Raw genomic sequence first — 13,313 nt, 5'->3', positions numbered from 1 at the left:
CGATTCCCGCACGGGTCACCAAACCTGCGCCTTTAGCTCAGCTGGTAGAGCAACTGACTCTTAATCAGTGGGTCCCCGGTTCGAATCCGTGAAGGCGCACCATTCTCTATGGAGCGTCTGAGGGCGCTCCATAGAGAACCCCTTAAAATTGAGTGCTTATCGTTGAGAAGAACGGTAAGGAGAAGAAAGTTATTAAAGTTTCTTTTGCTTACTTTTCTTTTCAAAGAAAAGTAAGTTGGTGTTGATTGCGGTGAGGGTCCACCCGTTCCCATCCCGAACACGGAAGTTAAGCTCACCTGCGCCGAAAATACTTGTCTGGAGACGGACCGGGAAGATAGGTAACGCCAACACAGAGAGCGGACAGCTTAGGCTGTCCGCTTTTGCTATGTTTGACTTGCTTTTTGAAAGGAATCGGAAGTAGGTTGGTGATAGGCTGGAATGAAGGTCTGCTACAGGTTCCTGACAAAAAAGACTCGGATAGAAGCTGGGAGCAAGCTGCAGAGACACGTAAATGGAAATAGAAAAGGCTCCCGCTTCAGCGGGAGCCTTTTCTATTTCATTATACCCGATAGCGCTTCTGCTTAATGTAGGAGCAGTGGAGCAGGGCGTGGGCCAAGGGGCTGCCGGGCTCGCCCAGATAGCTGTGATAGACGGTCTGAACCACCGGATTCTTGTGGCTGCGGCGGTACTCCATATCCTGATCCTGCTTGTAAAGCGCTGCGGCACGCAGGGCCTTGATATCGGTAAAGTTGCGTACGTCAGCGTGCTGGATGGGCTGTCCGCCGCCGTTGATGCAGCCGCCGGGGCAAGCCATGAACTCCACAAAGTCGTAATGCAGGGTGCCGTCCTTAATACCGTCCAGCACCAGCTTCACGTTGTGAAGGCCGGAGGCCACGCATACACGGACGGTGCGGCCAGGAAGCTCATAGCTGGCCTCCTTGACGCCCTCCATACCACGGACCTCGTGGTACTCCAGGGGAGCCATGCCGTCGCCGGTCAGCTCCTCCACCACAGTGCGGAGAGCAGCCTCCATAACACCGCCAGAGGCGCCGAAGATAGTGGCGGCACCGGTGGAGATGCCCAGCATCTCATCAAACTCACCGTCAGGCAGGTGATCGAAGAGCATTCCGGCCTGGGTGATCATGCGGCCCAGCTCGCGGGTGGTGAGAGACACGTCCACCGGCATACAGCCATTGGGCAGCCGCTGTTCCTCACGGCGGACCTCGTACTTCTTGGCGGTACAGGGCATGACAGATACCACGAAGATATCGTGGGGATCGATGCCTGCCTGCTCGGCGTAGTAGGTCTTGACCAGTGCGCCGAACATCTGCTGGGGAGAGCGGCAGGTGGATACGTTGCGGATCATCTCAGGGGCGTGCTGCTCCATATACCGGATCCAACCGGGGGAGCAGGAGGTGATGAGGGGGAGTACTCCGTCGCCGCGCAGCCGGTGGAGGAACTCGGTGCCCTCTTCCATGATGGTGAAGTCGGCAGCGGTATCCACGTCGAATACCTTGTCAAAGCCCAGACGGCGCAGGGCGGTGACCATCTTGCCCTCCACGTTGGTGCCGATGGGCAGGCCGAAGCACTCGCCCAGGGTGACCCGGATGGAGGGGGCGGGACCCACCACAACGTGCTTGGTGGGATCAGCCAGGGCGGCTAACACCTGAGCAGTGTCGTCCTTCTCAGACAGAGCGCCGGTGGGGCAGGCTACGATGCACTGGCCGCAGGACACGCAGTCCACTTCGTTCAGATCCCGGTCAAAGGCGCAGCCAATGTGAGTGGCAAAGCCACGGTCGTTGGGGCCGATGACGCCCACCTCCTGGGTGGCACGGCACACGGCGGTGCAACGGCGGCAGAGGACACACTTGGAGTTGTCCCGCACCAGATGAGGGGCAGAATCTTCAATCTGAGGATACATATTGTCGCTGGCGTAACGCACGGCATCAATACCCAGGTCACTGGCCAGCTGACGCAGCTCACACTGGCTGTTGCGGGGACAGGTGAGGCAGTCCATGCGGTGGTTGGAGAGGATCAGCTCCAGGGTGAGCTGGCGGGATTTCCGAACCCGCTCTGTGTTGGTGTATACCTCCATGCCTTCGGCCACGGGGTAGACGCAAGAGGCCACCAGACTCTTGGCGCCCTTAACCTCCACCACGCAGATGCGGCAGGCACCGATCTCGTTGATGTCCTTCAGAAAGCACAGAGAAGGAATGTTGAAGCCCGCGGAGCGAGCTGCTTCCAGCACCGTGGTCCCGGCGGGAACAGTGACGGGAATATCGTTGATGCGCAGAGATACCATCTTTTCGTCCATGTCCGTTCCCTCCCTTACTGCTTGCTGATGGCGCCAAAGCGGCAGTGATCCATACAGGCGCCGCACTTGATACACTTGGACTGGTTGATGATATGGGGGGCCCGCACCGCGCCGGAGATGGCGCCAGTGGGACAGCCCTGGGCACAGCGGGTACAGCCCTTACACTTGGCAGGATCCACCACGTACTGGATCAGGGCCTTACATACGCCGGCGGGACAGCGCTTCTCATAGATGTGGGCCTCGTACTCCTCCCGGAAATGCTTCAGGGTGGAGAGCACCGGGTTGGGGGCGGTCTGGCCCAGGCCGCACAGAGCGGACTGCTTGATGTGGTTGCACAGCTCCTCAATGGTGTCCAGATCCTCCGGCTCGCCGTTGCCCTCGGTGATCTTGGTTAGCAGGCCCAGCAGCCGCTTGGTTCCGATCCGGCAGGGGGCGCACTTGCCGCAGGACTCGTCCACGATGAACTCCAGATAGAACTTGGCGATGTCCACCATGCAGTTGTCCTCATCCATAACGATGAGGCCGCCGGAACCCATCATGGAGCCGATGGAGGCCAGGGACTCGTAGTCGATGGGGGTATCGATGAGGGAGGCGGGGATACAGCCGCCGGAAGGGCCGCCGGTCTGGGCGGCCTTGAACTTCTTGCCGCCGGGTACGCCGCCGCCGATGTCCTCCACCACGGTACGCAGGGTGGTGCCCATGGGGACCTCCACCAGGCCGGTGTTGGTGATCTTGCCGCCCAGAGCAAAGACCTTGGTGCCCTTGCTCTTCTCGGTGCCGATAGCGGCAAAGGCCTCGGCGCCGTGGTTGAAGATCCAGGTGATGTTGGCGTAGGTTTCCACGTTGTTGAGCAGGGTGGGCCGGTCAAACAGACCCTTTACAGCGGGGAAGGGGGGACGGGTCTTGGGCTCGCCCCGGTGACCCTCGATGGAGCGCATGAGAGCAGTCTCCTCGCCGCAGACGAAGGCGCCGGCGCCCAGCCGCAGCTCCAGGTCGAAGTCGAAGCCGGAATCAAAGATATTCTTGCCCAGCAGGCCGTACTCCTTGGCCTGACCGATGGCGGTCTCCAGCCGCTTGACGGCGATGGGGTACTCGGCACGGACGTAGATGTAGCCCTGATGGGCGCCCACGGCGTAGCCGGCGATGGTCATGGCCTCAATGATGGTATGGGGATCGCCTTCCAGCACGGAGCGGTCCATGAAGGCGCCGGGGTCACCCTCGTCAGCGTTACAACAGACGTATTTCACGCCGTCGGGGCTTACTGCGTTGGCGGTGAACTGCCACTTCAGGCCAGTGGGGAAGCCGGCGCCGCCGCGGCCACGGAGGCCGGAGGCCAGCACGGTGTCGATGACCTGCTGGGGCGGGATCTGTTCGGTGAGGATCTTGCCCAGGGCGGCGTAGCCGTCCACGCCGATGTACTCGTCGATGCTCTCCGGGTTGATGACGCCGCAGTTGCGCAGGGCGATGCGCTGCTGGTGCTTGTAGAACTGGGTCTCAGTCAGAGAGGTGACAGCGCCCTCCTCGCTGGCGTTCTTATTGAGCAGACGCTTGACAATACGACCCTTGACGATATGCTCGGAGACAATCTCCTCCACGTCGTCTACAGTGACGTGGGTATAGCAGGCACCCTCGGGGTAGATGGTGACGATAGGACCCAGGGCGCACAGGCCGAAGCAGCCGGTGCGGACCACTTTGGCCTCTTTTTCCATATCCTGTGCCACAAGCTGCTTTTCAAATTCCTCAATGATCTTCTGGCTGTTGGAGGAGGAGCAACCGGTGCCGGTACAGACCAGAATGTGGGAACGGATAAAACTCATCTCTTCACCCTCCCTTACTCGGCTGCGCCGATGGTGTAGTCTTCCACCACACGGCCGTTGACCAGATGCTCACTGACAATGGATGCTACCTTGTCGGGAGTCATCTTCACATAGGTGACCTTTTCCTGACCAGGCACATAGACCTCCACGATGGGCTCCAAACGGCAGACGCCGATGCAGCCGGTTTGGGACACCGTTACGTTTTTCAGGTCCCGCTTGTTCACTTCCTCCAGCAAAGCGTTGAGGACAGGGCGGGCGCCGGCGGCAATGCCGCAGGTAGCCATACCCACCACAACGCGGATGCGGTCGTCTCCGGCGTCCCGCAGATCGATCTGGCTGCGCATCCGATCCCGGATGGCCTGCAGTTCTGCAAGTGTTTTCATGCTTTCATCCCCTTATTTTCTCGTAACAGCATTTCTTGTTCCTGGAGATAATCCCTGATCCAGAGGATGACCTCCGGTTCCGCCAGGGAAATCTCAGGGCCCAGCTGAGCCCGCAGCTCTTCTGTGGTCAGCTGGAAACAGTTGTTGTCAATGGTGTGAGTATAGTGCAGCTCCAGCTGGGGCGCGCCCTGGAGCAGGAGGGTGATGGTACCGGCTATGTCGCCTACCGGCGGACAGTCGATATGCGTGGGGCGGAAAAGAGCGGTGACCGTGGTCCCCACGCCCTCCGTGCTGTCAATGGTCAGGCTGCCGCCGGTCTGTTCCACCGCCATACGAAGCAACGGGATTCCCAATCCCATCTTTCTGGTGGTGCGGGTGGTGGTGAAGGGATCGCTGACCTGGGCCAGCAGCTCCGGACTCATGCCCTTGCCGTTGTCCACAATGGTGAAGGTAATGGACTCAGGCGTTTCTGACAGAGTAAGCTCTACCAGAGAGGCCTTGGCGGAAATGGAGTTCTGGGCAATATCCAGAATATGCAGCGCAATTTCTTTCACGTTCATTACCTCCGTGGCCTGACCGACACGCTGTGCGGCTGTTCCGCACGTCTCGCGCTTCTTTACTTATACATATCCAGAATGGGGCCTACCTGATCGGGGGTGAGACGGCCGTACACGTCGTTGTTGATCATCATCACCGGGGCCAGACCGCAGGCGCCCACGCAGCGGCAGGAGTCCAGAGAGAACTTGCCGTCGGCGGTGATGGAGCCGGGGACGATGCCCAGTTTCTGCTCCACAGCGTTCAAAATAGCGGCGGCACCCTTGACGTAACAGGCGGTGCCCAGACAGACCGAGATCTGATATTTTCCCTTGGGATTCAGGGTGAACTGAGCATAAAAAGAGGCCACCCCGTACACTTCGGACAGCGGAATCTCCAGACCTTCCGCCACAATGATCTGTACTTCTTCCGGCAGATAGCCGAAGATTTCCTGGGCGGCCTGGAGAACAGGCATAGTAGCGCCTGGCTGTCCCTTGTGCTCGGCGATGACCTTCCGCAGGCGTTCTTCCTGCTCAGGTGTCCCACGGTAGGGGACCACAGTCTTGCAGTTTGGCATAGGTGCGTCCTTCCTTTCTGAAACAATTAGTTTAGTTTTACTTTCAAGGCACTATTATAGCGAAAAAAAGCCGTTTGTAAAGACTTTCCATGGTTAAAAATACAAAACCATATAGTTCAATTTGAAGTATTGCACAAAAAGGGCGGAGGTAAAAAATAGCCCTGTTGTTACATCAGTACTTTTTCTGATGAGGAGAAAATACGGATGGGGCCAACAGGGCAGTAGTTACTTTATGGAAAGTATAGCACATTAAAGTGCTCTTGTAAAGAAAGTTGTCCGGAGGCCAGGTTCAGACCCGGCAGGCCAGACGCTGAATGACGGCCTGAGGGGTACACTCCGGGAGGTCCAGCATATGCTCCGCACCCCACACCTGATCCAGATAGTGGGCGTCGGAATTGGTGAGCAGCAAAAGATCCTTCAGGTCGGGTCTTTGTGCCAGCTCCGGGGGACAGCGGTGGGACAGCTCGGCAGCGGAGAATCCCATGTCCGGGTCCCAAAGACCCAGTACCCCCAGCAGGGAGAAGGAGGGGCGGTCGATGTGGGAAGGAAAGGCAGTGCCGCCCCAGTGGGATACCAGGCGGGGAACTTCATAGAGGGGAATATCGGTGCTGCCAGCCAGGAAGGCGGTCTCCACACCCAGAATGCCGTCCCCGTCGTCCATCCGCAGCTGTTTGCCAAACCGGTCGGGATTGTTGCGGATCGGAGGGAGGTGCTTGGCGATCTCACTGGAGAAGTCCTCCGCCCGTTCCGGGTCGGGGAAGAGACAGACCACATGGATCTCCTCCTGGGTGCACAGCTCCATGCCGGCCAGGGCGGTGAGGCCGTGAGACTGGGCGGCCCGGCAGAAGGAGGCGCAGTTGCCGCAGCTGTTGTGGTCAGTGAGAGCTACAATCTCCAGCCCGGCCAGGGCACACATAGCGGCCAGATTGGCGGGGGTCATCTCGTCGCTGCCGCAGGGCGATAAACAAGAATGTAGATGAAGGTCGTAATAAAACTGCAAAGAGATTTCCCCCCTTTCTGGTTAGACTGGTCTTAGGCCAACAGCTGCCCCAAGCGGCAGGCGGCGGCAAAGGTATCCTGGCCCACCCCCAACAGGTTGACCTCTTTTTCCTGGGCACGGCGGAGCAGATCGGCATCAGGCTGGACGCCTTCCGTGAGAATCACACAGGCTACGTCGGCCATCAGAGCCACGGCGGCCACATTCTGGTTGGACATGATAGTGAGCCAGGCGCAGTCCTGACCGGCACGGCCCATGACCCAGCTGAGCAGGTCGCCTACATAGCCGCCGGTGACTGGTCGCTCCGGCTGAGCCAGGTGGAATACCGTCAGCTCCATGGAATGGATCAATTCCTGTACTGTCATCATCCTATGCCTCCTTTGGTTGGTGAAACAAAAGGGCGCGTTACAGAGAAGCAGTTCTGCAACGCGCCCAATGGTCTACTTGTTCGACGGTTCTGGCTGACAGCGGCGGAAGGGGGGCGGCAGATAGTCGTCCGCCTCGTCCTTGCCTGCCATGGAGCGCATCCGCTCCCGCACCTTGAAGATACAATCCTCCACCGTAGCCCGGCCCAGGATCACATCCTCAGCAAAGGCGTGGCAGGACGGGGCGCCGCAGGACCCGCAGTGGAGCCCAGGCAGGTGGGATTCCAGTTCCTGAATCCGCAGCTGCTTGTTCAGGGCAGCCCCCAGGTCCTGGTCCAGAACAAATGTGGGTAAGTACTGTAATTCCTTGTCCCGCCGGACAATATCTCGCTCCGAGCCCTCGAACCGGAAGCGGTTCCGGGATACGGGCTGGCCTTTCATCAGGCTTTTCAGGCGCATCTTGGCGGCGTAGGGGTTTTCCACCGTGAAGCAGCCCCCCACGCACCCCTGGGTGCAGGCGGACAGCTCCAGAAAATCGGCTTCCGGCAGGCGCCCGTCCTCGATTTCCTCCAGCATCCGGATCACATTGTTGATGCCGTCCACCGCCACACAGCGCTCCCGCAGCCGGGCGGCGCTTTCGCCGCCGCAGGATGCCCAGCCCATTCCGATGATACCGGCGGAGGTCATGGGCTCTACGGTCTCCAGGTGCTTCATGGGACTGAGCAGCCGCAGGTAGATATCCCGGATGGCAAAGGCGCCGTCCAGCACCGGGTGGCTCAGGCCCTCGGACTCCCGGGCGGCCGTTACCTTGGAGGAGCAGGGGACGATGGCAAAGACGCCGATCCGCTCCGGCGGCAAGCCGGTCTCCTCGGCTGCCTCCCGCCGGGCCAGAATGGCTGCCAGCTCCATGGGCAGGATCGTGCCGGCCACATGACCCATCAGCTTGGGAAAGCGCATCCGGATAAGCCGGAGCACCGTGGGGCAGGAGGAGGAGATCAGCGGCGTAACAGAAGCCGGACCTTCACAGATACACTGACGCTCAAAGTCAGAGAGCATCTCGGCGGCCTTGGCTACCTCATATACCTTGTGAAAGCCGATCTTTAAAAGCGCGTTGAGCACAATATCAATGTTGTCCAAATTGTGGAACTGCCCGTAGAGGGCAGGCTCCGGCAGGGCAACGCAGTATTCATACTGGGACAGCACGTCCAAACTGTCGCCCACCGACTTGATGGCCTTGTGGGGACAGATACGAATGCACTCGCCGCAGTCGATGCAGCGGTCGGGCAGGATGGTGGCCTTACGGCCCCGGACGCGGATGGCCTCGGTGGGGCAACCTTTGATGCAGGAGGTACAGCCCCGGCAGCGGCGGCTGTCCAGTACCACGGAATGCTTCATGGCCATGGCACTGCTTTACCTCCCTTCGCCAGAGACATACTTCACTGGGGAATCTTAATCTTGACCGTGACAGTGGTGCCCTTGCCCACCTCGGTGTCAATGGTCATTTCATCAGAATAACGCTTCATGTTTGGTAGACCCATACCGGCGCCGAAGCCCAACTCCCGGGCGGTGGAACCGGCGGTGGAGTAGCCCTCCTGCATAGCCTGCTCTACATCGGGAATACCGGGGCCGGAATCGACCATGCGGATCACGATCTGGTCCATCTCCACCTCGACCTCAGCCTGACCGCCGTCGGCGTGGATAACCATATTGATCTCGCCCTCATACATACAGATGGAGGCCCTGCGGATTACATCCTGAGACAGGCCCAGCTTCTTCAGGGTCAACTTCATCTTGCTGGAGGCTTCACCGGCCTCGATGAGGTCGCCGCCCTCCACGGGGTATACCAGTCTAATCGTTTCCATCGCAATTCCCTCGCAATCCATTGTAGTAAAGCAGGCCGCAGGCCTCGTACATCCGCTTGGGACAGGTCATGACCACGATGTCCCGGTCCTCGGCCAGACTGAGGATATCCTTGCCCGGCACCTTGCCCCGGACAAAGACGATGCACTTCATCTCCACCATGTCTGCCGTACGGACCACCTGCGGATTGACCAGACCAGTGAGCAAAAGAGCCTGATTCTTGACAAAAGCAAGCACATCGCTCATAAAATCGCTGCCGCAGGCGGACATGACCTCCCGGTCCAGATGATCCTCGCCGCACAATACAGTGGCATTCAGGATCTGTTTGATGTCGGAAAGCAGCATTGCCTTCTCCCCTTCCGTGGGAAAACTAAACTCTCAGTTCATGGGCATTGTACCACAAAACAACTGGAAGTGCAAAGGGTTCGTTGAAACTTTCACAAAGTTTTTGTAATAGACTGCTTGGTTTTGGTGATTCCACGGTATTGACATTGCAGCAGGTTGATGTCTATAATATGCTTTATCAAGATAAAGCGGTCAACTGTATCGCTGCAGAAATACCGCGATCTTGGAGTTTATTTTGAAATTTGGAATCAAGGAGGCCATCTATCATGGGTAACGAGCGAGTGTACAATTTCTCCGCGGGCCCGTCCATGCTGCCGCTGGAAGTACTGGAGCGCGCCGGATCTGAAATCACCAATTATCAGGGTTCCGGTATGTCAGTCATGGAGATGAGTCACCGTTCCAAGGTGTTTCAGAAGATTTTTGACGACACCCAGGCTAAGTTCCGCAAGCTGATGAACGTGCCTGAGGGATATAAGGTGCTGTTCCTGCAGGGCGGCGCATCTTCCCAGTTTTCCATGGCGCCCCTGAACCTGATCGGTAAAACCGGTAAGGCTGACTACGCTGTCACCGGCAACTTCTCCAACATTGCCTATAAGGAGGCCAAGAAGTACGGCGAGATCAATCTGGCCGCCTCCTCTGCCGACAAGAACCATACTTACATCCCCACCCAGGACCAGCTGAAGCTGGACCCTGAGGCCAGCTATTTCTATTACTGCGCCAACAATACCATCTACGGCACCGAGTGGCAGTATGTCCCCGAGACCAATGGGGTGCCCATCGTGTGCGATATGTCCTCTGACATTCTGTCCCGTCCGGTGGATGTGAGCAAGTACGGCATTATCTTTGCCGGTGCTCAGAAGAACATGGCTCCCGCCGGTCTGACGGTGGTCATCATCAAGGAGGATCTGGCCGGCAACGAGCTGCCCTACACCCCCCTGATGATGAACTATAAGACCATGATCGACAAGGATTCCATGTACAACACCCCGCCCTGCTGGTGCATCTACATCCTGGGCCTGGTGCTGGACTGGCTGGAGTCCAAGGGCGGCATCCCCGGCATGGAGGCCATCAAGCACTCCAAGGCCCAGATGCTGTACGATGTGATCGATAACTCCAAGCTGTTCACCTGCGCTGTGGAGCCTGGCTCCCGGTCCGACATGAACGTGGTGTTCCGCACCGGCAATGACGAGCTGGACGCCAAGTTTGTCAAGGAGAGCGTGGAGGCCGGCTTCACCAACCTGAAGGGTCACCGCTCCGTAGGCGGTATGCGCGCTTCCATCTACAACGCCATGCCCACCGAGGGTGTGGAGAAGCTGTGCGACTTCATTCAGGCCTTTGACAAGAACAACTGACGGGAGGTAATGTCATCATGTTTCGCATCAAAACATTGAATAAAATTTCCCCTGCCGGCCTGTCTGTGCTGGATCAGACCCGCTTCTCCGTCAGCGACGACGTGGAGAATGAGGACGGTATTCTGGTCCGCTCCGCCGATATGCACGAGTATCAGTTCCCCGACTCCCTGCGAGCCATTGCCCGTGCTGGTGCCGGTACCAACAATATCCCCATTGACCGCTGCTCCGAGGCGGGCATCGTGGTGTTCAACACCCCTGGCGCCAACGCCAACGCGGTGAAGGAGCTGGCCCTGTGCGCCCTGTTGCTGGCGTCTCGTAAGATCACCGCCGGTGCTGAGTGGGTCAAGGCCCAGGCGGGCGCCGGAGCCGACGTGGAGAAGGTGGTGGAGAAGGGCAAGAGCCAGTTTGTGGGCCCTGAGATCGCCGGCAAGACCTTGGGCGTCATCGGCCTGGGCGCTATCGGCGTGCAGGTGGCCAACATCGCCACCAAGCTGGGCATGACGGTGTTCGGCTATGATCCCTTCCTCAGCGTGGACGCAGCCCTGTCCCTGTCCCGGATGGTCCACCGTGCCATGGATCTGGAGACCATCTATAAAAACTGCGATTACATCACCCTCCATGTGCCTCAGACCTCTGAGACCAAGGGTATGATCAATGAGGACGCCTTCCATATGATGAAGGGCGGCGTGCGTATTCTCAACCTGGCCCGCGGCGGTCTGGTCAACGACGACGATATGCTGGCGGCTCTGGATTCCGGCAAGGTGGCCGCTTACGTCACCGACTTCCCCAACAACAAGATCCTCCAGGGCAAGAACGTCATTGCCATCCCCCACCTGGGCGCCTCTACCCCAGAGAGCGAGGAGAACTGCGCTGTCATGGCCGCTCAGGAGCTGAAGGATTACCTGGAAAACGGCAACATCAAGAACTCTGTCAATCTGCCCACCCTGGTGCAGGAGTGGAGCGGTGTGGCCCGGCTGTGCATCATTCACCGGAATATCCCCGGCGCCATCGCCAACATTACCGGCCTGCTGTCCCGGGACGGGGTCAACGTGGAGAACATGACCAACAAGTCCAAGAAGGACTATGCCTACACCGTGGTGGATCTGGGCAGCCGCATCAGCGAGGCGGTGGCCGACGAGATCCGCGCCCTGGAGGGCGTGTTCCGTGTCCGGGTGCTCAATCATTAAGGATTGACAAAAAAGGCGAAACAAGTTAAAATCTTGCGTGCAAGGGAGCTTCCGCGAGGAGGCTGAGAGGAGGGGACAGTCCCTCGACCTGACCTGATTTGGGTAATGCCAACGTAGGGACGCAGCACTATTTCCGTGCGGAGTCTCCTCCGTCCGGAGGAGTTTATTTCACGTACAGAGAAGCGGCAGGTCCCAACGGGACCTGCCGCTTTTTTCGTGCCCTTGCCTACTAAGAGAAAGAAGGAACAATCATGAAATGTGTGCTTACCATTGCCGGCAGCGATTCCAGCGGAGGCGCCGGCGTCCAGGCGGATCTCAAAACCATGACCTGCCTGGGGGTGTACGGTATGAGCGCCATCACCGCCCTTACCGCTCAGAATACCACCGGCGTCCGGGATGTGCTGGAGGCAACCCCGGAGTTTGTGGCGGAGCAGTTGGATTGCATTTTTGAGGATATCCGGCCCCAGGCGGTAAAGATCGGCATGGTGTCCTCCGCCCCCATCATCCGGGCTATCGGCGCCAAGCTGCGGCAGTATGGTGCAGAGAATATCGTGGTGGACCCGGTAATGGTATCCACCAGCGGCTCCGCCCTCATGCAGGACAGCGCCCTCACCGCCCTGATGGAGGAGCTTTTCCCTCTGGCAGCCATCATCACGCCCAACATCCCCGAGGCCCAGCGGCTCTGCGGCTTCGCCATTGAGAGCGAGGCGGATATGATGCGGGCCGCTGAGACCATTGGCAAGACCATGCAGGGTGCGGTGTTGGTGAAGGGTGGCCACCGGAGCGACAGTGCCGATGATCTGCTGTGGCAGAACGGTCAGGCCCACTGGTTCCGCTCTCCCCGGGTGGACAATCCCAATAACCACGGTTCCGGCTGCACCCTGTCCTCCGCCATCGCCTCCTTCCTGGCCCTGGGTGAGGACCTGCCCGGTGCGGTACAGAAGGCCAAAGCCTACATCACCGCTGCCATGGAGGCCAAGCTGGACCTGGGCCAGGGCAGTGGCCCCCTGTGGCATAACTATGCCGTTCCGGAAGGCGGTGGCTTCCAACAGGGGAGGGGAGAGGTGTGAGACAGCAGACAGCAGTCAAAAAGCTGGCGATCGCCAGCCTGCTCACTGCTGTGGCAGTGGTGGGCAGCCTGGTCTCCTTCCCGGTGCTGGGCTCCCGGTGCTCCCCGGTGCAGCACATGGTTAACATCCTGTGCGCCGTGTTTCTGGGCCCCTGGTATGGTGTGGCGTGTGCCTTTGCTGCCAGTTTCCTGCGTAACCTGCTGGGCTTGGGCACCCTGCTGGCCTTCCCCGGCAGCATGGTGGGGGCTCTGGTGTGCGGCCTGACCTATTGGGGCACCCGTAATCTGGGTGCCACCTGCGTGGGTGAGGTCTTTGGCACCGGCATCCTGGGCGGCCTGGCCGCCTGGCCCATCGCCACCCTGATTTTGGGCCAGAGCGTGGCGGTATACGGCTATATGGGCCCATTCCTGATTTCCACTGTGGGAGGCTCCATCATTGCCGGGGCAGTACTCTTTGCTCTGAAGCGCTCCGGCGGCCTGGACGTCATGCAGACCCTGGTCAGGCGGTGAGAG

General features: G+C 59.2%; 14 protein-coding genes, 1 tRNA gene, 1 rRNA gene and 1 riboswitch. Of the genes, 6 read left to right on the top strand and 10 right to left on the bottom strand.

All coding sequences use genetic code 11. From position 1 onward, the window contains the following. The first annotated feature begins 26 nt into the window (after window positions 1-26). Window positions 27-102, top strand: a tRNA-Lys gene (locus B5G42_RS02785). A 132-nt stretch (window positions 103-234) separates the two neighbouring features. Next, window positions 235-350: ribosomal RNA gene (rrf, locus tag B5G42_RS02780) — 5S ribosomal RNA — on the top strand. Window positions 351-559: 209 nt separating this feature from the next. Here rrf and B5G42_RS02775 read toward each other — a convergent pair. The 10 genes from B5G42_RS02775 to B5G42_RS02730 all read right to left on the bottom strand — a co-directional run bounded on the left by B5G42_RS02775 (window position 560) and on the right by B5G42_RS02730 (window position 9,192). Then, on the bottom strand, window positions 560-2,314 hold the full coding sequence (locus tag B5G42_RS02775) for an NADH-dependent [FeFe] hydrogenase, group A6 (protein ID WP_087266405.1): 1,755 nt from the start codon (window positions 2,312-2,314) through the stop codon (window positions 560-562). Window positions 2,315-2,328: 14 nt separating this feature from the next. Beyond that, complete coding sequence (locus B5G42_RS02770; RefSeq protein ID WP_087266403.1) at window positions 2,329-4,131, bottom strand: NADH-quinone oxidoreductase subunit NuoF; 1,803 nt, start codon at window positions 4,129-4,131, stop codon at window positions 2,329-2,331. Window positions 4,132-4,145: 14 nt separating this feature from the next. Beyond that, window positions 4,146-4,514, bottom strand: a complete 369-nt coding sequence (locus B5G42_RS02765) for a (2Fe-2S) ferredoxin domain-containing protein (protein ID WP_087266401.1) — start codon at window positions 4,512-4,514, stop codon at window positions 4,146-4,148. Then, window positions 4,511-5,068 (bottom strand): ATP-binding protein, encoded by a 558-nt coding sequence (locus B5G42_RS02760; protein ID WP_087187468.1) that lies wholly within the window; start codon window positions 5,066-5,068, stop codon window positions 4,511-4,513. The genes B5G42_RS02765 and B5G42_RS02760 overlap by 4 nt, the downstream gene beginning before the upstream one ends. A 62-nt stretch (window positions 5,069-5,130) precedes the next feature. After that, window positions 5,131-5,625 carry an NADH-quinone oxidoreductase subunit NuoE gene (gene nuoE / locus B5G42_RS02755; protein WP_087187457.1) on the bottom strand — a complete coding sequence of 165 codons (495 nt, stop codon included), beginning with the start codon at window positions 5,623-5,625 and terminating at the stop codon, window positions 5,131-5,133. Window positions 5,626-5,914: 289 nt separating this feature from the next. Beyond that, window positions 5,915-6,625, bottom strand: a complete 711-nt coding sequence (locus B5G42_RS02750) for a PHP domain-containing protein (protein ID WP_087266399.1) — start codon at window positions 6,623-6,625, stop codon at window positions 5,915-5,917. Between the two features lie 32 nt (window positions 6,626-6,657). After that, window positions 6,658-6,990: a DRTGG domain-containing protein gene (locus tag B5G42_RS02745; protein ID WP_242955309.1), complete on the bottom strand. Its 333-nt coding sequence runs from the start codon at window positions 6,988-6,990 to the stop codon at window positions 6,658-6,660. Between the two features lie 72 nt (window positions 6,991-7,062). Next, complete coding sequence (locus B5G42_RS02740) at window positions 7,063-8,388, bottom strand: [Fe-Fe] hydrogenase large subunit C-terminal domain-containing protein (protein ID WP_087266397.1); 1,326 nt, start codon at window positions 8,386-8,388, stop codon at window positions 7,063-7,065. 35 nt (window positions 8,389-8,423) lie between these two features. After that, the gene (locus B5G42_RS02735; RefSeq protein ID WP_087187454.1) at window positions 8,424-8,849 is read right to left on the bottom strand and encodes an ATP-binding protein; all 426 of its coding nucleotides are present in this window, start codon (window positions 8,847-8,849) and stop codon (window positions 8,424-8,426) included. Next, a complete protein-coding gene (locus B5G42_RS02730) occupies window positions 8,836-9,192 on the bottom strand; it encodes a DRTGG domain-containing protein (protein ID WP_087187453.1) in 357 nt (118 codons plus the stop codon). The genes B5G42_RS02735 and B5G42_RS02730 overlap by 14 nt, the downstream gene beginning before the upstream one ends. Before the next feature lie 266 nt (window positions 9,193-9,458). On the opposite strand from B5G42_RS02730, the gene serC reads away from it, so the two are divergent. The 4 genes from serC (at window position 9,459) to thiW (ending at window position 13,310) form a co-directional block, all read left to right on the top strand. After that, on the top strand, window positions 9,459-10,544 hold the full coding sequence (serC, locus tag B5G42_RS02725; protein WP_087266395.1) for a 3-phosphoserine/phosphohydroxythreonine transaminase: 1,086 nt from the start codon (window positions 9,459-9,461) through the stop codon (window positions 10,542-10,544). A 17-nt stretch (window positions 10,545-10,561) separates the two neighbouring features. Beyond that, window positions 10,562-11,731 (top strand): phosphoglycerate dehydrogenase, encoded by a 1,170-nt coding sequence (locus tag B5G42_RS02720; RefSeq protein ID WP_087187451.1) that lies wholly within the window; start codon window positions 10,562-10,564, stop codon window positions 11,729-11,731. A 31-nt stretch (window positions 11,732-11,762) separates the two neighbouring features. Further along, a riboswitch (TPP riboswitch) is annotated at window positions 11,763-11,869 on the top strand. Between the two features lie 113 nt (window positions 11,870-11,982). Continuing rightward, window positions 11,983-12,801, top strand: coding sequence for a bifunctional hydroxymethylpyrimidine kinase/phosphomethylpyrimidine kinase (thiD, locus tag B5G42_RS02715; RefSeq protein WP_087187450.1), 819 nt, complete (start codon window positions 11,983-11,985; stop codon window positions 12,799-12,801). Further along, on the top strand, window positions 12,798-13,310 hold the full coding sequence (thiW, locus tag B5G42_RS02710; protein ID WP_087266393.1) for an energy coupling factor transporter S component ThiW: 513 nt from the start codon (window positions 12,798-12,800) through the stop codon (window positions 13,308-13,310). The genes thiD and thiW overlap by 4 nt, the downstream gene beginning before the upstream one ends. Window positions 13,311-13,313: the final 3 nt, after the last annotated feature.

It is taken from the genome of Flavonifractor sp. An91 (assembly GCF_002159225.1).
Classification (GTDB): Bacteria; Bacillota; Clostridia; order Oscillospirales; family Oscillospiraceae; genus Flavonifractor; species Flavonifractor avicola.
The sequence above is the reverse complement of the archived record's forward strand: the minus strand, read 5'-3'. Positions and strand labels throughout refer to the sequence as shown.